The 18,393-nt window shown below is 61.7% G+C and carries 18 protein-coding genes, 1 tRNA gene and 1 pseudogene; 16 read left to right on the forward strand and 4 right to left on the reverse strand.

Annotation, left to right across the window (positions count from 1 at the left end):
• Nucleotides 1–2 precede the first annotated feature (2 nt).
• From VDP79_RS06105 to VDP79_RS06115, 3 genes and pseudogenes are all read left to right on the forward strand, one after another.
• Entirely contained in the window at nucleotides 3–851 is an 849-nt protein-coding gene (locus VDP79_RS06105) for an HAD family hydrolase (RefSeq protein ID WP_323017328.1), read from the forward strand.
• 91 nt (nucleotides 852–942) lie between these two features.
• A pseudogene (gene tadA, locus VDP79_RS06110) lies at nucleotides 943–1,380 on the forward strand (tRNA adenosine(34) deaminase TadA); the annotation flags it as partial.
• 60 nt (nucleotides 1,381–1,440) lie between these two features.
• A complete protein-coding gene (locus tag VDP79_RS06115; protein ID WP_416233062.1) occupies nucleotides 1,441–2,430 on the forward strand; it encodes an LD-carboxypeptidase in 990 nt (329 codons plus the stop codon).
• Nucleotides 2,431–2,448: 18 nt separating this feature from the next.
• On the opposite strand, the gene VDP79_RS06120 is transcribed toward VDP79_RS06115, so the two are convergent.
• Both VDP79_RS06120 and VDP79_RS06125 read right to left on the reverse strand, forming a co-directional pair.
• Nucleotides 2,449–2,856 (reverse strand): DUF2231 domain-containing protein, encoded by a 408-nt coding sequence (locus VDP79_RS06120; protein WP_323017329.1) that lies wholly within the window; start codon nucleotides 2,854–2,856, stop codon nucleotides 2,449–2,451.
• A 4-nt stretch (nucleotides 2,857–2,860) separates the two neighbouring features.
• On the reverse strand, nucleotides 2,861–3,199 hold the full coding sequence (locus VDP79_RS06125) for a hypothetical protein (protein ID WP_323017330.1): 339 nt from the start codon (nucleotides 3,197–3,199) through the stop codon (nucleotides 2,861–2,863).
• A gap of 169 nt (nucleotides 3,200–3,368) precedes the next feature.
• Here VDP79_RS06125 and VDP79_RS06130 point away from each other — a divergent pair, with 169 nt between their 5' ends.
• The 3 genes from VDP79_RS06130 to VDP79_RS06140 are packed head-to-tail and all read left to right on the forward strand — an operon-like array spanning nucleotide 3,369 to nucleotide 6,443.
• A complete protein-coding gene (locus VDP79_RS06130; RefSeq protein WP_323017331.1) occupies nucleotides 3,369–4,199 on the forward strand; it encodes a hypothetical protein in 831 nt (276 codons plus the stop codon).
• A gap of 37 nt (nucleotides 4,200–4,236) precedes the next feature.
• Nucleotides 4,237–5,838 (forward strand): ABC-F family ATPase, encoded by a 1,602-nt coding sequence (locus VDP79_RS06135; protein WP_323017332.1) that lies wholly within the window; start codon nucleotides 4,237–4,239, stop codon nucleotides 5,836–5,838.
• A 14-nt stretch (nucleotides 5,839–5,852) separates the two neighbouring features.
• Nucleotides 5,853–6,443: a YigZ family protein gene (locus VDP79_RS06140; RefSeq protein ID WP_323017333.1), complete on the forward strand. Its 591-nt coding sequence runs from the start codon at nucleotides 5,853–5,855 to the stop codon at nucleotides 6,441–6,443.
• 16 nt (nucleotides 6,444–6,459) lie between these two features.
• Here the strand turns inward: VDP79_RS06140 and VDP79_RS06145 are convergent, their stop codons facing one another.
• Both VDP79_RS06145 and VDP79_RS06150 read right to left on the reverse strand, forming a co-directional pair.
• Nucleotides 6,460–7,773 (reverse strand): arsenic transporter, encoded by a 1,314-nt coding sequence (locus tag VDP79_RS06145; RefSeq protein WP_323017334.1) that lies wholly within the window; start codon nucleotides 7,771–7,773, stop codon nucleotides 6,460–6,462.
• A gap of 40 nt (nucleotides 7,774–7,813) precedes the next feature.
• Nucleotides 7,814–8,548, reverse strand: coding sequence for an ABC transporter substrate-binding protein (locus VDP79_RS06150; protein ID WP_323017335.1), 735 nt, complete (start codon nucleotides 8,546–8,548; stop codon nucleotides 7,814–7,816).
• A gap of 173 nt (nucleotides 8,549–8,721) precedes the next feature.
• Between VDP79_RS06150 and VDP79_RS06155 the strand changes: the two genes are divergently transcribed.
• The 10 genes from VDP79_RS06155 to ptsP all read left to right on the forward strand — a co-directional run bounded on the left by VDP79_RS06155 (nucleotide 8,722) and on the right by ptsP (nucleotide 18,287).
• Nucleotides 8,722–9,684, forward strand: a complete 963-nt coding sequence (locus tag VDP79_RS06155; RefSeq protein ID WP_323017336.1) for a chemotaxis protein — start codon at nucleotides 8,722–8,724, stop codon at nucleotides 9,682–9,684.
• 185 nt (nucleotides 9,685–9,869) lie between these two features.
• Complete coding sequence (bktB, locus tag VDP79_RS06160; protein ID WP_323017337.1) at nucleotides 9,870–11,051, forward strand: beta-ketothiolase BktB; 1,182 nt, start codon at nucleotides 9,870–9,872, stop codon at nucleotides 11,049–11,051.
• An 8-nt stretch (nucleotides 11,052–11,059) separates the two neighbouring features.
• The gene (locus VDP79_RS06165) at nucleotides 11,060–11,830 is read left to right on the forward strand and encodes a spermidine synthase (protein WP_323017338.1); all 771 of its coding nucleotides are present in this window, start codon (nucleotides 11,060–11,062) and stop codon (nucleotides 11,828–11,830) included.
• A gap of 110 nt (nucleotides 11,831–11,940) precedes the next feature.
• Nucleotides 11,941–12,017 (forward strand) — tRNA-Val (locus VDP79_RS06170).
• A gap of 231 nt (nucleotides 12,018–12,248) precedes the next feature.
• Nucleotides 12,249–14,195 carry a threonine--tRNA ligase gene (thrS, locus tag VDP79_RS06175; protein WP_323017339.1) on the forward strand — a complete coding sequence of 649 codons (1,947 nt, stop codon included), beginning with the start codon at nucleotides 12,249–12,251 and terminating at the stop codon, nucleotides 14,193–14,195.
• Nucleotides 14,192–14,773 carry a translation initiation factor IF-3 gene (gene infC, locus VDP79_RS06180; protein WP_323017589.1) on the forward strand — a complete coding sequence of 194 codons (582 nt, stop codon included), beginning with the start codon at nucleotides 14,192–14,194 and terminating at the stop codon, nucleotides 14,771–14,773. Before thrS ends, infC begins: the two co-directional genes overlap by 4 nt.
• Before the next feature lie 62 nt (nucleotides 14,774–14,835).
• Nucleotides 14,836–15,798 (forward strand): glutathione synthase, encoded by a 963-nt coding sequence (gene gshB / locus VDP79_RS06185; RefSeq protein WP_323017340.1) that lies wholly within the window; start codon nucleotides 14,836–14,838, stop codon nucleotides 15,796–15,798.
• On the forward strand, nucleotides 15,795–16,211 hold the full coding sequence (locus VDP79_RS06190) for a PTS sugar transporter subunit IIA (protein WP_323017341.1): 417 nt from the start codon (nucleotides 15,795–15,797) through the stop codon (nucleotides 16,209–16,211). The genes gshB and VDP79_RS06190 overlap by 4 nt, the downstream gene beginning before the upstream one ends.
• A gap of 11 nt (nucleotides 16,212–16,222) precedes the next feature.
• Nucleotides 16,223–16,492, forward strand: coding sequence for an HPr family phosphocarrier protein (locus tag VDP79_RS06195; protein WP_323017342.1), 270 nt, complete (start codon nucleotides 16,223–16,225; stop codon nucleotides 16,490–16,492).
• Nucleotides 16,493–16,529: 37 nt separating this feature from the next.
• Nucleotides 16,530–18,287 (forward strand): phosphoenolpyruvate--protein phosphotransferase, encoded by a 1,758-nt coding sequence (gene ptsP / locus VDP79_RS06200; RefSeq protein WP_323017343.1) that lies wholly within the window; start codon nucleotides 16,530–16,532, stop codon nucleotides 18,285–18,287.
• Nucleotides 18,288–18,393 lie beyond the last annotated feature (106 nt).

Raw genomic sequence — 18,393 nt, forward strand, 5'->3', positions numbered from 1 at the left:
TTATGGCTGATGTGATTGCGCTGGTTTTTGATTTTGACGATACGCTGGCGCCGGACAGTACGTCGGGTTTTCTGCAGGAAATGGGGGTGGACGTCGCCGCCTTCTGGAAAGACCAGGTGGGGCCTTTGCTCAGCCAGCAGGATTGGGACCCGGTGCCCGCCTATCTGTACCGCATGCTGGCGCTCTCGCGTACCGGCCCGCACGGTCGCATCACCCGAGAACGCCTGCAGGATTGGGGCCGTCGCCTGCCGCTGCACGAAGGCGTGGAAACACTGTTCGATCGCTTGCGCACCCGGCTGCATCAGGCGCACCCTACGGTGCAGCTGGAATGCTATCTGATTTCCAGCGGCATCGGCGATGTGCTGCGCAGTACGCGGATCGCCGAGCAGTTCACGGATATCTGGGCGTCGGAATTTCATTATGACGCGGACGGCGCCATCGATTTTCCGCGCCGTATCGTCAGCTTCACGGACAAGACCCGCTATCTGTTCCACATTCAAAAGGGCATGATCGGGCCGGAATCACGCAACAAACCCTTTGAAGTCAATCGCAAGGTCGACGCGGACAAGTTGCGCGTGCCTTTCGATCAGATGATCTTCGTGGGCGACGGCTATACGGATATTCCGTGTTTTTCCCTGATTCGCCGTTCGGGCGGGGTGGCGTTCGGCGTCTGGGACCCGCGCCACAAGGAAAAGCGCAGCCGTGCCTGGGGGTTTATCGAAGACGGGCGGGTCTCCAATCTGAACCAGGCGCGTTTCGGTGAAGACGCAGAACTGTATCAATGGCTGGAAGCCGCCGTCGAAAGCCTGGCGTCCAAGATCGTCCTCAAGGCGCGTACCTATCGTGGGTAAACACGCTGCTTGTCCCCCCGGGCTGAATGTTTTGTCCGCAGAAACCGCCCAGGCGGGCGGGGATGGTCCTGTGCTGGATGAGGTCGCCGCCATGTCGCTGGCCCTGGGGCAGGCGCGTCTGGCCGCCGGTCTGGGCGAGGTTCCGGTCGGCGCCGTGGTGTTGGATGCCGCCGGTCGCCTGCTGGCAACGGGACACAACCGCACGATTCTGGACCGCGACCCGACGGCGCATGCCGAGATTGTCGCCTTGCGGGCCGCCGCCCGTCGCCTGGATAATTACCGTTTGTCCGGTGCGCGTCTTTTTGTGACGCTGGAACCTTGCGCCATGTGTCTGGGCGCCATGTTTCATGCGCGGTTGGCGGAAATCGTCTACGGCGCTCCGGATCCCAAGACAGGTGCGTGCGGCGGTGTAGTGGACCTGACCCTGCAGCCGCGCCTGAACCATCATGCTGCCGTGCGCGGCGGCGTGTGCGCCGATCCCTGCGGCGAACTGCTGCGCACTTTTTTCCGCGCCCGGCGGCTGGCTGCCCGACACGCACGCCAGGGCGACGGTCCGGTATCCGATTCCGATCATCAGGATTCATCTCTCATGCACAAAAACGCTTCCACATCCGCTGATCACACCGCACATACCCATTGGGCCTGCCCAGACGGCGAGGCCCATGCGCATCAGCATCATCATGAAGCGCCATCCGGCATCTATCTGATTTCTCCGTCCGGCGCCGTGCCGGACCCTGCCGTGCTGGACCTGTCGGTTCAGCGCTTGAAAGCCATGGGCTATCGGGTCACGGTCGATCGTACCGCCTGCGCCGTGCATGAGCGGTTCGCCGGCACCGACAAGCAGCGTCTGGCCGGCATCCAGCGCGCTTTGAAGCAGAAGCATCCCGTGGTCATGGCGACGCGCGGCGGATACGGCTTGAACCGTCTGCTGCCCTTTATCGATTGGCAGGCGGTGGCCGACAGCGGCAAGACCTTTATCGGTCAGAGCGATTTCACTGCATTCAACCTGGCGCTGTTGGCGCAGACCGGCGCGGTCAGCCTGGCAGGACCCACTGCGCTATATGACTTCGGCGCTAAAAAGGTCGATGACCTCACGCAGGCCCTGTTCCAGGAAACCTTGTCCGGCGAACTGGAAATCCTCAGCTTCGAATCCCCTGGCTCAGACCCGGTCGATGCCCGGGGTGTGTTGTGGGGCGGCAATCTGGCGATGGTGGCGTCCCTGGTCGGCACGCCTTATCTGCCCGACGTTCCGGGCGGCATCCTGTTTCTGGAAGATATTGCCGAACATCCCTTTCGCATCGAACGCATGCTGACCCAGCTATGGCATGCTGGCGTACTGGCCAAGCAGCATGCCATTGTGCTGGGGCATTTCACCGACTATCGCCTGGCGCCGCACGACAATGGCTACGACCTGGCATCCGTGGTGACGTGGCTGCGCCAGACGGTCAAGGTCCCGGTCGTCACCGGTCTGCCGTACGGGCATGTGAAGGTCAAAGCCACCTTGCCGGTCGGCGCGCGCGTCGGCATCGCTACCGAAGACGGCATGGCGCATCTGGTGCTGCAAGAACACGAGCACTGATCATCGCCAGGGCACGCCTCAGCGTCCGATGCCGTGACCGTATACCAGCCGGCCGCCTAGCCACCCGCCGATGGCCAAGGCAATGAACCCGGTGGCGTCCAGCAGCAGCGCCAGCCACCCGGGCGCCAGGGCTTGCAACTGATCCAGCCCTGTCAGCAGGCGGGCGGTGAACAGGATGAAGGCAGTCAGCATGATCCCCATATGCCAATAGGTGTCGCGCAGTGCAGGACCATCCGGTATGCGGGATAGTTCCATCAGGCCAGCCATCATGGCGGCCAGCGCCATGGTGCAGCCGATGGCCAGCAGGATGGCCGACCAGCGCCAGGCGGCCTCGCCCACCCACGGGCTGGCAAAGTCGCTGACGACGGCCAGCGACCAACAGGCGATGGGGAAGTGGACCAGAGCGGGGTGCAGAGGGTGGCGCATGATGTCACAGAACCAGACTGAGCAAGGTCAGAAAGCCGATGATGGCCAGCCCGGCATGCAGGACGACGACGGCTTTCGGCGGCAGGCGTTTACGCAGATGGAAGGACGCCAGAAAGAATCCGCCCAGGGCTGCGATCAGCAAAATGATGAAGCCCACGAGGATCTGCTGAGCGGCATTGCCTTGCACCAGGATGACGATCAGCAGGATCAGGCCGATGGCGCCCAGCAGGGCATGCAGCGCCGATAGCGCCCAGGGAGCGAATTTGTTGCGCAGCACATGGGCTGCAAGCACCAGGCCGCCAATGGCGGCAATGGCGAAAATCAATAGGGCGGTAGTCAGCATTTGATGAGTCTCCTGGATAAACATTCGCGGGGCGGTGCGGCGCCTGGCGCCGCATCCTCGTCCAATAGATGCAGGATGGACTCGAAACGTTTCAAGGCCCCTGTCGTTGGTGCAGTTCACGGCGGGGCTTGTAGAATCGTGACATAAACGAGCGCGAGGGGAGACTCCAATGGCATTGAAGGACTATCTGGGTGAGCAGCTGCTGGGCGTGTTGGCGTCCTACCAGCACCAGGGCATCGTGCACCACGTCGGCGTGGTCTATCCCCGTGCGAATAATGAGCTGCGCGTGTTCATTCCCAAAGGCCACGCGCTGGCGGTCGGGTCGCTGGTGACCTTGCATCTGGACAATCGCACCGGCGTAGACGAACTGGACGCCGAACTGCGCGTGTATCGCACGTCCTATAAGGGCCGCGTGCTGGGGGTGGATGAAAGCTGGGTGACGCTGCAGCCGGTTGAATACATGCTGATTCATGGCTTGCGGGTCGTCGAGCAGTTCCGGGAGCCAGGCTACGATTTTCCGGCCGATGAACGGACTGCATCCCGTTTGCCCGTCACGCCTTTGCAGCGGCTGGGTCCGATTCAGGAAAAAGAGCATCACAACAAAGTCGGTATTCTGACCACGCTGGCTGTCGATCAGCCCCATACGACCGTGCTGGCTTTCTTGAATACCGAAGCCGACGATGTATTTCTGGTTTCCGTGCCGGGTACGTTCAAGCAGATGCAGCTGGAACGAGATCCGCATTGCTTTTTTATTATTGATGAGCGCGCCAAATTTACGTTCGAGCAGGCGATCGATTGGAATTACACCATTTTGGAAGCGCAAGCCCATCGGGTGCCTCCGTCTCTGCCCTTGTACGAGCAGGTTCGGACGGCTTTTGTGCTCAAGAATCCCTGGGAAGCCGGTTTTTTCCGGATGGACGGCCTGGAGATGGTGCATCTGCAGTGCCAGTCGATGGTCTTTGCGGGCGAGCCCCGGCCTGTCGCTCCACTGTTAGAATAGCAGGTTATTTTGACTTCAATTTTCCAATCCAGCCACCGTGATATCCACCAATAACCTCACCATCCAGTTCGGCAGCAAGCCCCTGTTCGAGAACGTCAGCGTCAAGTTCGGCGACGGCAACCGCTATGGCCTGATCGGCGCCAACGGTTCGGGCAAGTCCACCCTGATGAAGATCATCGGCGGCGATCTGGAGTCGTCCTCCGGCAATGTGGCCCTGGATCCGGGCGTGCGTCTGGGCAAGCTGCGCCAGGACCAGTTCGCTTTTGAAACGCTGCGGGTGCTGGATGTCGTCATGATGGGGCACGCGGAAATGTGGCAGGCCATGACAGAGCGCGATGCCATCTACGCCAATCTGGAAGCGTCCGAAGACGATTACATGCGCGCCGCCGAACTGGAAGGAAAATTCGCCGAATACGACGGCTATACCGCTGAAGCGCGCGCCGGGGAACTGCTGCTGGGCCTGGAAATCCCCGTCGAACAACACCAGCTGGCCATGAGCGAGATCGCGCCGGGCTGGAAACTGCGCGTCTTGCTGGCGCAGGCCCTGTTTTCGAATCCGGATGTCCTGCTGCTGGACGAGCCCACCAACAACCTGGACATCAATACCATCCGGTGGCTGGAAAACGTGCTGAACGGTTACGACAGCACCATGATCATCATCAGCCACGACCGTCACTTTCTGAATCAGGTCTGCACCCATATGGCGGACCTGGATTATGGCGAATTGCGCGTTTATCCCGGCAATTACGACGACTACATGCTGGCCTCCACCCAGGCGCGTGAACGCCAGGTAGCCGCCAACGCCCGCGCTAAAGAACGCGTCACGGAACTGCAGGATTTCGTGCGCCGCTTCGCCGCCAACAAGTCCAAGTCCCGCCAGGCCACGTCCCGCCTGAAGCAGATCGACCGCATCAAGGCCGATACCGTGCAGGTCAAACCTTCGTCGCGTCAGAACCCCTATATCCGCTTCGAGGTCAACAAGGTCCTGCACCGCCAGGCGGCGCACATCGAAGAATTATCCAAATCCTATGACCGGCCCATCATCAAGGGCCTGAACACCATGATCGAGGCGGGTCAGAAGGTCGCCATCATCGGCGCCAACGGGGTGGGGAAAACCACGCTGCTGCGCCTGTTGGCGGGCAATCTGGCGCCGGACGAGGGCCATGCGCGCTGGTCGGAAAATGCGGATATCGGCTATATGGCGCAAGACGTCTCCGATCAGTTCGATTCCGACCGAGATCTGTTCGACTGGATGACCGATTACCGCCAGGCTGGCGACGAGGATCAGTCCATTCGTTCCGTGCTGGGCCGCCTGCTGTTTTCGGGCGACGAGATCACCAAGGCTGTCCGGGTACTGTCCGGGGGTGAAAAGAACCGCATGAGCTTCGGCCGCCTGATGCTGGGACGGCACAACGTCATGCTGATGGACGAGCCGACCAATCACCTGGATATGGAGTCCATCGAATCGCTGCAGTACGCCCTGGAACAGTATCCGGGCACGCTGGTATTCGTGTCGCATGACCGGCAGTTCGTGTCCGGTGTCGCGACCCGCGTGATCGAGATCCTGCCCGACGGGCGCCTGAACGACTACCCCGGCACCTACGAGGAATACCTGGCCTCGCAGGGCATCGAGGTCTGATTCATCGGGCGCCGATGTCCTACACGTTGACCGGCCCGGCCCGTCACGAGGTCGACATCCGTAAAAGCCGGTTTCTGGCGCTGGCTGCACCCATTGATTCTCCGCAGTCGGCCCAGGCCTTTCTAGAGGCGCAGCGGGATCCCCAGGCCACGCATAATTGCTGGGCCTGGCAGGTCGGGGATCAATACCGCTTCAGCGATGATGGCGAACCCGGCGGCACGGCCGGGCGTCCCATCCTGCAGGCCATTCAGTCTCAGGATTGTGACCGTGTTGCGGTGCTGCTCATCCGCTGGTTCGGTGGCGTCAAGCTGGGTACCGGCGGGCTGGCGCGAGCCTATGGCGGCACAGCCGCCGAATGTCTGCGCTTGGCAGAAAAAACAGAGTTGCGCGAAGAGTGCCGTGTGCGCTGCAGCTGCCTTTATCCCGATATGGATCGTATCCAGGCCCGATTGTTGGCGGCTGGCGCACGCATCGAAGAGGCGCGGTTCGACGCCCATGGCGTCGTCTGGGATCTGGTGATGGCGCTGGCCGACGCGGCTGAGCTTGAAACGCTGTACGTCGATCAGACCCGAGGGCAGGGGGATTGGCGCGTCTTGACGGACTAGAGCGCAGTCACACGCATCACCCCAGGGCGGACAGCGCCTGTCGCCAGGCCACCAGCGCCAGCAGCGTTGCCAGCAGGACCGGCGGGGTGATCAGCAGTCCGATTTTCATGTATTGCCCCCAACTGATCCGATAGCCCTTCTGGGCCAGCACGTGCAGCCACAGCAGGGTGGCCAGGCTGCCGATGGGGGTGAATTTCGGTCCCAGATCGTTGCCGATCACATTGGCGTAGACCATCAGTTCCTGGGTGACTGCGGGGACGTGGGCCTGCTCGATGGCCAGAGCGCCCAGCAGCGTCGAGGGCAGATTGTTCATCACCGAGGCGATCAGCGCCGACAGAAAACCAGCGCCGATCGTGGCGACGAAATCCCCCTGCAGCGCCAGCCATTGCAACGCCCGGGCGCCGGTTTCGGTCAAGCCGGCCTTGCCCAGGCCGTAGACCACCAGATACATGCCGATGGAAAACAGCACGATCTGCCAGGGCGCATGGCGCAGTGTCTCCGTCACCGGGATGACGGCGCCGCGACCCGCCCGCCACCAACGTCCGGCCATCGCCGTCAGCAGCAGGGCGGCGGTGCCGGTCACCAGCGAGACCGGGACGCCGAAGGGGGCCGTCACGAAGTAGGCCAGCAGCAGTACGGCCAGCAGCGGAAAGGCGGCGCGAAAGACCCCGGCGTCGCGGATTGCGGATGCCGGGTTCTGCAGTCCGGCGAGGGGGTACTGTGCGGGGATGTGCCGGCGAAACGCCAGCCATAGGACGATCAGGGTCGCGGCCAGAGACACCAGATTGACCGGGACCATGACCAGCGCGTAGCGGCCGAATCCGATCTGAAAATAGTTCGCGCTGACGATATTGACCAGATTGGAAATGATCAGCGGCAGGCTGGTGGTGTCGGCCACGAAGCCGGTAGCGATAATAAAAGCCAGCGTGGTCTTCGCCGGGAAATTCAGGCGTGCCAGGATGGCGATCATGATGGGGGTCAGCAGCAGCGCTGCGCCGTCGTTGGCGAAAAAGGCCGACATGGCCGCCCCCAGCACTACGATCAGTGCGAATAGCCGGTGTCCGCATCCCTTGCCCCAGCGGGCCACGTGCAGCGCCGCCCAGGAAAAAAACCCCGCCTCGTCCAGGATCAGCGAAATGATGATCAGGGCGACGAACGTGAACGTCGCATCCCAGACGATATGCCAGACGGTGGCGATGTCTGTCCAGTGCACGACGCCCGTCAGCAGGGCGACGCCGGCGCCGGCCAGGGCGCTCCAGCCGATGCCCAGGCCACGGGGCTGCCAGATCACCAGCGTCAGGGTGACGGCGAATATTGCAAATGCCAACATAGGGGATTCTAGGTTCAGTCCGCCTGGGAATGAGTGCTCATCAGGCCGCCGGGGCGACGGCGGCCCCCTGGATGCCGTGGCGGGCCAAGGCCTCGGCGACGAACCCGGATGCTTTGGCGTCCTCTAGGAAGTCCGTCAGGAAGGCTGCCTGCCGGGCATCGCGGCTGCGCGACACGCCCATGGCCTGGCGGATCAGCATGAAATGGCCGTCCAGCAGGCGCAGACCACCGAATTCCTGGGCGCCGGCCTCCAGTTGCTGGCGCACGCCTGCGGCGACGTCGGCCCCGGTTTCCAGGAAGGCGCCCACCACCGCAGGCGAGGTGGGTGCGCGGGTGATGGTGGCGTGTTTCAGTTCGCGTGACAGGAACAGGTCGTAGGCGCTGGCTTTGCCCACGACAACGGTGCGGCCTGGGTGATCTACCTGGGCGTTCTCCGTCAGCGGGGAATCCTGGCGCACCAGGTAGCTGCCCTCGATCAGCACGTACGGGGTGGTGAAGGCGATTTGCTCTCCGCGTTTCGGATCGATGGCGAAAAAGCCGAAGTCCGCCTCGCCGCCCGTGACGCCTTCCACGGATTTGCCTGCCGTGTCGTAGATGACTTGTTGCAGTGTCAGCCCCAGCAGGCCGGCCAGGCGCTGCGCCAGATCGATGGAGACGCCCTGCGCCTGTCCGGTGGCCGGGTTCAGGTTCGCGAGTATCGGGTTGCCGATGTTGATGGCTGCACGCAGGACCCCGGTGGGCGCCAGTTCGCGAGCATCGATGCGGGACGTATCCATGTGAATTTCCTCTCTGATCGAAGTCTGGACTGTAAGGGAAGAGGGGGAGGGCAGGCAAGCGTCTGATCGCTTGGACTGGAATAGGCTGCAGGGTACTGGCGTATTGCACTGATTGCCCTGCGTCGCTTTCCTTTACACTGCCCTTTTTAGCCTATTGATAGGAAGAGGTTCTCATGGGCCCCAGTCAGAATATCGTGGATGACCGTGCCAGCCTGACCGGCACCAACCGGTTCGAACTTTTGCTCTTTCGTCTGGGGGCCAATACGGAATCCGGCCAGTCCGAACTGTACGGCATTAACGTGCTCAAGGTACGTGAGATCGTCACGATGCCGACCGTGACCGCCGTCGCGGGGGCGCCGAAATACTCTCTGGGCGTGGTCCAGCTGCGTGATCAGGTGATCCCGGTATTCGATCTGCCCGCCATCGTGGGCTGCAAGCTGCCCACGGCGCCGACCTTGATGCTGGTCACCGAATTCGGTCGTACGACCCAGGCGTTTACCGTGGAATCGGTCGACGATATCGTGCGCCTGGATTGGAATGACGTGATTTCCGCAGAATCCAGCGGCACGTCTCAAAGCCTGGTCAGCAGCATGGCGCGGCTGGACGACTCCGCCGACAATACCCGTTTGGCTCAGGTGCTGGATGTCGAAGCCATCCTGCAGATGGTCACGCCGGAAAAGGACCGCCATCAGGTGGATGCCAAAGACGTCGGCGACAAGATCACCCTGCGACCTGGCTCGGTCGTGCTGGCAGCGGATGACTCCTTTGTGGCGCGCTCCTTGCTGGAGCAAGCACTGAAGGCCATGCAGTTGCCCTATGAAATGGTCAAATCAGGGCGCGAGGCCTGGGATCGCCTGAATGTCCTGAAAGCCGCCGCCGAGGCCGAGGGCAAAACCATTCTGGACAAGGTCAGTCTGATGCTGACCGACCTGGAAATGCCTGAAATGGACGGCTTTACCCTGACCCGCAACATCAAGCAGGACACCCGCCTGCGGGTCTTGCCGGTGGTGATTCACTCCTCTCTGTCGGGTTCGGCCAACGAGGATCACGTGCGCAGCGTCGGTGCGGATGGCTATGTGGCGAAATTCTCCGCCGAAGAACTGGCCGCGACCTTGCGCAAGGTGCTGACGCGCTAGCCGTCTCGGTCTGACGCGGACAGGTCGCCGCATCGCTTCGCCTCTGCGGCCCATCCTTGATGGGCCGTTTTGCTGGGCGCCATCGTTCGGTCCGGCGGGGCGGGTGTGTCTGGAATCTGCGGAGTGCGCTACTATGCCTTTTGGCTTATATGCTGCGATGCAGCACCCATCACGGAGACATCATCATGCAGGATATCGTTATCGTACAAGCGTGCCGCACGGCGGTTGGGGACTTCGGCGGAGGGCTGAAAGATACGGCTCCTTGCGAGCTGGGCACGCTGGTGGTGCGCGAGGTGCTGAACCGTGCAGGCGTGGACGCAGCGGATGTCGGTCATGTGGTGTTCGGCCACGTCATCAATACCGAGCCGCGTGATATGTATCTGTCGCGGGTCGCAACCATCAATGCGGGTATTCCGCAGGCGACGCCGGCGTTCAATGTCAACCGCCTGTGCGGGTCCGGGCTGCAGGCCATCGTATCCGCCGCGCAGGTGCTGATGCTGGGCGACGCGGAGGTCGCCATCGGCGCCGGAGCCGAAAGCATGAGCCGCGCCCCCTATGTGGCCACGGGTCAGCGTTGGGGATCGCGCATGGGGGATTCGCGTCTGGTGGACATGATGACCGGCGCCTTGTCCTGCCCGTTCGAAAAATACCACATGGGGGTAACGGCGGAAAACGTGGCCCAGAAATACGGCATCAGCCGCGAGGATCAGGATGCGCTGGCGCTGGAATCCCACCGCCGCGCAGCACACGCCATCGAACAGGGCTACTTCAAATCCCAGATCGTCCCCGTGGTGCAAAAGACCCGCAAGGGCGAAGTCGTCTTTGATCAGGACGAGCACGTGCGTTTTGATGCGACGCCCGACAGTTTCAATAAATTGAGGCCTGTTTTCGCCAAGGAAAACGGTACGGTCACGGCCGGCAATGCGTCCGGCCTGAATGACGGGGCTGCTGCGGTTCTGTTGATGACGGCCGGCGCCGCCCGCGCGCGCGGGCTCACGCCCATGGCGCGGCTGGTATCTTACGGTCATGCTGGCGTCGATCCCCAGTACATGGGCATCGGGCCGGTGCCGGCCACTCGTCAGGCCTTGCAGCGGGCAGGCCTGAGCTTGGACCAGATCGACGTGATCGAAGCCAACGAGGCCTTTGCCGCCCAGGCCTGCGCGGTTTCCCGCGAGCTGGGCTTTGACCCTGCCAAGGTCAATCCCAACGGCAGCGGCATCAGCCTGGGTCATCCCATCGGCGCCACCGGCGCCCTGATCACGGTCAAGGCTTTGCACGAGCTGGAGCGCGTTCAGGGCCGCCATGCCCTGGTCACGATGTGCATCGGCGGCGGGCAGGGGATTGCCGCTATTTTCGAACGACTGTAATTTTTTCCATGGCTCGACTCCGTCATACTGCGGCAGCGCGACAGGCTGCCATCGATGCCGATCTGCCCACCCTGTCCGAGCAGGACGGGGTGCGCTATCTGCACTTCAATTCCGAATGGGTGCAGGGCGCCATGCGGGTGTCCAAACCGTCCGAACTGGTGCTGGCGTACACGCAGCAGATGATGGCCTGGCTGTTGTTCGTGCAACCAGGCGGACGCGATCATCTGGGGGTCATGGGTTTGGGGGCGGGGTCCCTGCTGCGTTTCACCTTGCGCCATACCCGTTCCCAGGTGGAAACCGTCGAGCGCAATCCCGGTGTGACCGCCATGTGCCAGGCCTTCTTTCGCTTGCCGGGCAGCGAGCGGTCCGTGCTCGATCATGCCGATGCCCGTGATTGGGCCGCCGAACCGCAGCGGGCAGGGCGTTATCGCGCCCTGATGGTGGATCTGTACGACAGCCAGGCCCAGGGGCCGGTCTGCGACGAGGCATCTTTTTACCGGGATTGCTACCGGATACTGGACGAACCCGGCGTCATGGCGGTCAATCTGTTCGGTCACCATGACAGCTTCGAGCGCAATCTGCAGCGTATCCGCGACGCATTCAATGGCCGTGTCCTTTGCCTGCCGGAAATCGACGAGGGCAATACGGTGGCGCTGGCCTTCAAAGGCCATGCCCTGGAGGGCTCGGCCGGCGCCTTGCTGGACAGGGCTGCGCTGCTGGAATCCCGCACCGGGCTGCCGGCCCAGCGCTGGGCAAGATCGTTGCTGGCCTTGATGTGAGTCCGCGCGGACCGGCCGGTGGCATCCGGCAGGCGCAGCACCGTCAAAAGCAGTATTTCATCGGCATTTGACAGTGTCCTGAATCCCCCCTAAAATCTCGTTCTTTCTTCAGGCGGTTAGCTCAGTTGGTTAGAGCGCTACGTTGACATCGTAGAGGTCGCTGGTTCGAATCCAGTACTGCCTACCAGAATCCGCAAAAGCCGCCGTCATCCATCAGGTGACGGCGGCTTTTGTCTTGTTTGCAACAATTATCAGAAATCAGCCTTGCGGCAGGCCCGCAAACGTAGGCAGGCTGCGCGGTGAAATTGATTGTTGACGGTCCGATTGCTAAACTGTAGGCATATCCCTCCTGCATGGCTAATCTAGACTTTTACCGACGCGGCGCAGGCCGCGTTTTGTATTTTCAGGACACACATTCATGGTTTGCATCACCTTGCCAGACGGCTCACAGCGTGAGTTCGATCATCCCGTTTCCGTGCTCGACGTCGCGCGGTCTATCGGGACCGGGTTGGGCAAGGCCGCCCTGGGGGGCAAGATCACCGTCGATGGGCAGCCCGCCCGGCTGGTGGATGCCAGTCATGTCATTGATCAGGATGCGGCGCTCAGCATCATTACCGACAAGGACCCCGATGGTCTGGATCTGATCCGGCATTCCACGGCGCATCTGCTGGCTTACGCCGTGAAATCGCTGTTTCCCGATGCCCAGGTCACGATCGGTCCCGTGATCGACAACGGCTTTTATTACGATTTTTCGTATAAACGGCCTTTCACTCCTGAAGACCTGCAGGCTATTGAACAGAAAATGGCCGAATTGGCCAAACGGGATGAAACCGTCGTCCGCGAAGAATGGGACCGCGACGAGGCCGTCAAATTCTTTCATGGCATCGGTGAAGCCTATAAGGCCGAAATCATCGCGTCCATTCCCAGCAACGAAAAAATCAGCCTGTATCGCGAGGGCAATTTCATCGACCTGTGCCGCGGGCCGCACGTGCCGTCCACTGGCCGCCTGAAAGTCTTCAAACTGATGAAGGTCGCGGGCGCCTACTGGCGCGGTGATAGCAAAAATGAAATGCTGCAGCGCATTTACGGCACCGCCTGGGCGCGCCAAGCCGATCAGGATGCCTACCTGCACATGCTGGAACAGGCTGAACTGCGCGATCATCGCCGCATCGGCCGTGAACTGGACCTGTTTCATTTCCAGGACGAAGCTCCCGGCCTGATTTTCTGGCACCCCAAAGGCTGGACCCTCTGGCAGCAGGTCGAACAATACATGCGCCGGATATATCAGGACAACGGCTACCAGGAAGTCAAAGCTCCGCAGATTCTGGACTTGTCTCTCTGGAAGAAAACCGGTCACTGGGACAACTACCAGGAAAATATGTTCACGACGGAATCCGAAAACCGCGTGTATGGCCTGAAGCCCATGAATTGCCCCGGTCACGTGCAGATCTTCAATGCCGGCTTGCATTCCTATCGCGAATTGCCGCTGCGCTACGGCGAATTCGGCCAGTGCCACCGCAACGAGCCCTCTGGCTCTCTGCATGGCATGATGCGGGTGCGCGGCTTTACCCAGGATGACGGCCACATCTTCTGCACCGAAGACCAGCTGCAGGAAGAATGCGCGGCCTTCACCCGCTTGCTGCAAAAGGTCTATGCCGATTTCGGCTTTACCGAGATCCTGTACAAGGTCGCCACGCGTCCTGAAAAGCGCATCGGCGCCGATGACGTGTGGGATAAGGCCGAAAAGGCTTTGATGGACAGCCTGGACCTGTCGCATTGCACCTACGAAGTCTCCGAAGGCGAGGGCGCTTTTTACGGTCCCAAGATCGAATACACCCTGAAGGACGCCATTGGCCGCCATTGGCAGTGCGGCACGATTCAGGTGGATTTTTCCATGCCGGTGCGTTTAGGCGCAGAATACGTGGATGCACAGGATCAACGTCGTCCGCCCGTCATGCTGCATCGCGCCATCCTGGGATCACTGGAGCGTTTCATCGGCATGCTGATTGAAAATCATGCCGGCGCCTTGCCCGCCTGGCTGGCGCCGCAGCACGCCGTGGTCTGCTGTATTTCCGACAGTTCAGCAGACTATGCGGATCAGGTCTCTAAAACTCTTGTTAAACAAGGGTTTAGGGTTTCGTCCGATTTGCGCGGCGAAAAGATCACCCGTAAAATCCGCGAACACAGTTTGCAGAAAATTCCGTATATTCTGGTCGTAGGCGATAAGGAACGCGAATCCGGCGCCGTGGCCGTGCGAGGGCGTGGGAAACTGGATCTGGGCGTCATGCCGGTCGCTGATTTCTCCGCCCGCCTGCAGCAGGAAATCGAAACCCGTTATCAGGGGGGCGATTCAGGCCAGGCCTGAAGCCTTCATTCTTTCAATTCACAGGAGTCCTAGACATCGCAACCGAAAAGAAACACCGTATCAACGGTGAAATCCGTATCCATGAAGTCCGCCTGCTGGGCGTAGAAGGCGAACAGTTGGGCATCGTGCGCACTGCCGACGCCTTGGTCCTCGCCGAGCAGAACGACGTCGATCTGGTCGAGATCTCGCCGACGGCTGATCCCCCGGTGTGCCGACTGATGGATTACGGCAAATTCAAGTATCAGGAACAAAAACGCCAGGCCGAAGCCCGCGCCCGCCAGAAGATCATCCAGGTCAAGGAAGTCAAGTTCCGCCCGGGCACCGACGAAGGCGACTATCAGGTGAAACTGCGCAATCTGCGCCGCTTCATCGAAGACGGCGACAAGGCCAAGGTCACGCTGCGTTTCCGCGGCCGCGAAATGGCCCACCAGGAACTCGGCATGCGTGTGCTCGAGCGGGTGCGTGATGATCTGGGCGACCTGATTCAGGTCGAAGCGATGCCCAAACTGGAAGGCCGGCAGATGGTCATGGTGTTGGCGCCGCGCCGGAAAGCCGGCAAACAGGGCGATGCCGCCTGATCACGGTTCCTGATCGATAGCGCCTGTCCGGGCGGGTCGATCGTCATTGGATGGGTTCTTTCATGCATGTCCTGTTTGTCATCGATCCGCTGCCCGGCCTGAAGGCCTGGAAGGACTCGTCGGTCGCCATCATGCGCAGCCTGGCTGCGCGTGGTCATCTGTTCAGTTTCGCCTTGATGGGCGACCTGTACATCGACCAGGGGCGGGTGCGGGTGGCCGCGACCGCCATGCAGTTGCGGGCGGATGCCGATTGGCTCGGACACGATTGGTGGACTCAGGACGCCGGTGCACAGGAATGTGATCTGGCGGATTTTGACGCTGTCCTGATGCGCAAGGATCCGCCCTTCGATATGGAATACGTCTACGCCACGCATCTGTTCGACTATGCGGCGGCGCAGGGCGCCAAGATCTTCAATGCCGGGTCGGCCATCCGCAATCACCCGGAAAAGCTGGCCATTACGGAATTCGCCCACTACACGGCGCCAACCTTGGTCAGTCGTGACATGGGCCGCTTGCGGGCTTTTCATGCACAGCATAGCGACGTGATCGTCAAGCCGCTGGACGGGATGGGCGGCAGCGGTATTTTCCGTCTGCGCCCGGAAGAACCCAATCTGGGGGCCATCCTGGAATCCCTCACCGATCTGGGGTCGCGCACCATCATGGCGCAGCGCTACATCCCCGAGATCGTGCAGGGGGACAAGCGCATCCTCATCATCGGCGGGGAACCCGTTCCGTTTGCGCTGGCGCGGATTCCGCTGCAAGGGGAAACCCGCGGCAACCTGGCCGCCGGCGGTCGCGGGCTTGCCCAGCCGCTGTCAGCGCGTGACCAGGAACTGGCCCAGGCGGTCGGTGATCATCTGGCGGGGCGCGGTCTGCTGCTGATCGGCCTGGACGTCATCGGCGACTACATCACCGAAATCAACGTCACCAGCCCGACCTGTTTTGTGGAAATCACGGAACAGTCCGGCTTTGATGTCGCCGGCCGCTTTGTCGATGCGCTGCAGCAGGCTGTGGAAACATCATGAAAACCCGGCTGGCCCTGGTGATGCACCAGCCCCTGGGTTCGGCGTTTCGCGCCTGCGCCCAGCATGTGCTGGGCCGGGTGCCCGATCTGCAGGTGTTCGACGTCGTGCCCGATGCGCCGCCGCAAGAACAGACAGACCGGGTGCTGGACTGGGTGCATGCCGGTCCGATCGATGAACCCGTCCTGATGCTGTGTGATCTGTATGGCGCCACACCGTTCAATATCGCCGCGCAGGCGCTACGCCAGGCGCTCGAAGAAGGCTATATCATTCATCTGTTGACCGGCACCAACGCCTGCATGGTCCTCAAGGCCTTGACCGATCAGCAGGAAAACCCGGAATCTCTCAGTGAACGCGTGCGACAGGGGGCGCTGCGCGGGATCGTCAACGCGGATCCCCCCTCCGACTGCTGCTAGGAGTTTTGTCCATGCCCATGATCGACCTGGTGATTTCGAACAAGCTTGGCCTGCATGCGCGCGCAGCAGCAAAACTGACCCAGCTGGCGGGTCGCTTCAAAAGCGATGTCTTCATTTCCCGGGGCGCTCAGCGCGTCAATGCAAAAAGCATCATGGGCGTCATGATGCTGGCGGCGGGCTTGGGGGTGACGGTCAAGATCGAGGCGCTGGGCGTCGACGAGGATCAGGCCTTGGGCGATATTCGCGCCCTGTTCGAAGGCAAATTCGGGGAAGCCGAATGACGCTGGCCGTCGCTGGCAGTGCCTCGGCTGGGGCGCCATGAGCGCATCCGATGCGGCTGCCTCTCCAGCCTTGAATTCCACCCTGTGCCTGGTGGGGCAGGGGGTCGTGCGCGGGTATGCGATCGGCCGGGCGGTTGTCATGAGCGCAGCGGCGCTGGAAGTCGCGCACTATCGGATTGCCGACGAGGATGTCGCTGCTGAACGGCAGCGCCTGTGCCAGGCGGTCGAAGCCGCCGCGCAGGATCTGCACCAGATGGTCGAGACCTTGCCTGACGATGCGCCGCGCGAACTAGGCGTGCTGTTGTCGGTTCATGCCATGCTGCTGCAGGACCCCATGCTGGTGCAGTCAGTCTGTCAACTGATCGAAGAACGTCAGGTCAATGCTGAATGGGCGCTGACGACCCAGGGCCAGACGCTGGCCGAACAATTCGCGCTCATGGAAGACGCCTATTTGCGCGAACGCAGCGCTGATGTGCGTCAGGTGATCGAACGGGTCTTGCGGGTGCTGTCGGGTTCGGCCCAGTGGCTGCCCAATCTGGACGAGGTGGATACCGAGGGCAGCCTGATCGTGGTGGCGCGCGATATTTCTCCTGCCGACATGATGCGCCTGCGCGGCGGAAAATTCGGAGCCTTCCTGACGGATCTGGGCGGGGCGACGTCTCATACCGCCATCGTGGCGCGCAGCATGAACGTGCCTGCCGTGGTCGGCATGGGCCTGGTGCGCGCGCTGGTGCGCGATGGCGATCTGCTGATCGTCGATGGCATCAATGGCGTGGTGCTGGTCAATCCTTCGCTCGCCATCCTGCGGGAATACCAAGACCGGCAGGCGGCGTTCCTGCGCGAACGCGACGAACTCAAATCCCTGCGTTTTGCACCTGCCATGACGCTGGACGGCATCCAGATTCGCATGGAAGCCAACATCGAATTGCCGGAAGAGGCCGCCGACGCCCTGACGGCCGGCGCCGAGGGTATCGGCCTGTTCCGCAGCGAATTCCTGTTCATGGGGCGGGCCGAATTACCTGGCGAGGACGAGCAATACGAAGCCTATGCCGCCGTCGTGCGCACCATGGCCGGGCGGCCGGTCACGATCCGTACGCTGGACATCGGGGCGGACAAGACCCTGGATGGCGAAGCCACGGTGGCGACCAATCCGGCGCTGGGCTTGCGGGCCATCCGCTATTGCCTGGCCAATCCGGAATTATTCAATACGCAGCTGCGGGCCTTGCTGCGCGCGGCCGCGCATGGCCCTCTCAGGATATTGGTGCCGATGGTGTCGCACATGCACGAAGTCGTGGCGACGCGCCGGGCATTGGCGCGGGCGGCCGAAGAATTGCGCGATGCCGGCGTGGCTCATGAAACCCGGGTGCAGTTGGGGGCGATGGTGGAAATTCCGGCCATGGCGATCGCCATCGAGCCCTTTGCCGAAACCCTGGATTTCCTGTCCATCGGCACCAACGACCTGATTCAATACGTGCTGGCTATCGATCGGGGCGACACGGATGTCGCCTCCTTGTATGACCCCATGCATCCGGCCGTCCTGCGGCTGATCGCTCACACGATCAATGCCGGGGAACGCGTGGGCAAGCCCGTGTCAATCTGCGGTGAAATGGCGGGCGATGTACGCGTGACCCGCATGCTGTTGGGTCTGGGATTGACGGGGTTTTCCATGCATCCGCAGCAGCTGCTGGATGTCAAGAAGGAAATCCGCAAGGCGCATTCCAATGCCTTGCGCGTCAAGGTCGCCTCGGCTTTGAATCGCGCTGAGCGCATCGACCTGGCCGCCCTGTCTGCTTGATCCGAATCAAGTTCCAGGCGGATTCTGTTGCGGATGATGTCCATATTTTTGATGTGGACATTACACTGGGTGCATCTGGTGGCCAAGGCGGCAGCGGCCTGTTACC

Source organism: Castellaniella sp. (assembly GCF_034675905.1).
Classification (GTDB): Bacteria; Pseudomonadota; Gammaproteobacteria; order Burkholderiales; family Burkholderiaceae_B; genus Castellaniella.

Excerpts from the sequence above, each read along its gene's own strand:
- VDP79_RS06105 (WP_323017328.1), top strand. The coding sequence starts at position 3 with ATGGCTGATGTGATTGCGCTGGTTTTTGATTTTGACGATACGCTGGCG.
- VDP79_RS06115 (WP_416233062.1), top strand. The coding sequence starts at position 1,441 with ATGCACAAAAACGCTTCCACATCCGCTGATCACACCGCACATACCCAT.
- VDP79_RS06120 (WP_323017329.1), bottom strand. The coding sequence starts at position 2,856 with ATGCGCCACCCTCTGCACCCCGCTCTGGTCCACTTCCCCATCGCCTGT.
- VDP79_RS06125 (WP_323017330.1), bottom strand. The coding sequence starts at position 3,199 with ATGCTGACTACCGCCCTATTGATTTTCGCCATTGCCGCCATTGGCGGC.
- VDP79_RS06130 (WP_323017331.1), top strand. The coding sequence starts at position 3,369 with ATGGCATTGAAGGACTATCTGGGTGAGCAGCTGCTGGGCGTGTTGGCG.
- VDP79_RS06140 (WP_323017333.1), top strand. The coding sequence starts at position 5,853 with ATGTCCTACACGTTGACCGGCCCGGCCCGTCACGAGGTCGACATCCGT.
- VDP79_RS06145 (WP_323017334.1), bottom strand. The coding sequence starts at position 7,773 with ATGTTGGCATTTGCAATATTCGCCGTCACCCTGACGCTGGTGATCTGG.
- VDP79_RS06150 (WP_323017335.1), bottom strand. The coding sequence starts at position 8,548 with ATGGATACGTCCCGCATCGATGCTCGCGAACTGGCGCCCACCGGGGTC.
- VDP79_RS06155 (WP_323017336.1), top strand. The coding sequence starts at position 8,722 with ATGGGCCCCAGTCAGAATATCGTGGATGACCGTGCCAGCCTGACCGGC.
- bktB (WP_323017337.1), top strand. The coding sequence starts at position 9,870 with ATGCAGGATATCGTTATCGTACAAGCGTGCCGCACGGCGGTTGGGGAC.
- VDP79_RS06165 (WP_323017338.1), top strand. The coding sequence starts at position 11,060 with ATGGCTCGACTCCGTCATACTGCGGCAGCGCGACAGGCTGCCATCGAT.
- thrS (WP_323017339.1), top strand. The coding sequence starts at position 12,249 with ATGGTTTGCATCACCTTGCCAGACGGCTCACAGCGTGAGTTCGATCAT.
- gshB (WP_323017340.1), top strand. The coding sequence starts at position 14,836 with ATGCATGTCCTGTTTGTCATCGATCCGCTGCCCGGCCTGAAGGCCTGG.
- VDP79_RS06190 (WP_323017341.1), top strand. The coding sequence starts at position 15,795 with ATGAAAACCCGGCTGGCCCTGGTGATGCACCAGCCCCTGGGTTCGGCG.
- VDP79_RS06195 (WP_323017342.1), top strand. The coding sequence starts at position 16,223 with ATGCCCATGATCGACCTGGTGATTTCGAACAAGCTTGGCCTGCATGCG.
- ptsP (WP_323017343.1), top strand. The coding sequence starts at position 16,530 with ATGAGCGCATCCGATGCGGCTGCCTCTCCAGCCTTGAATTCCACCCTG.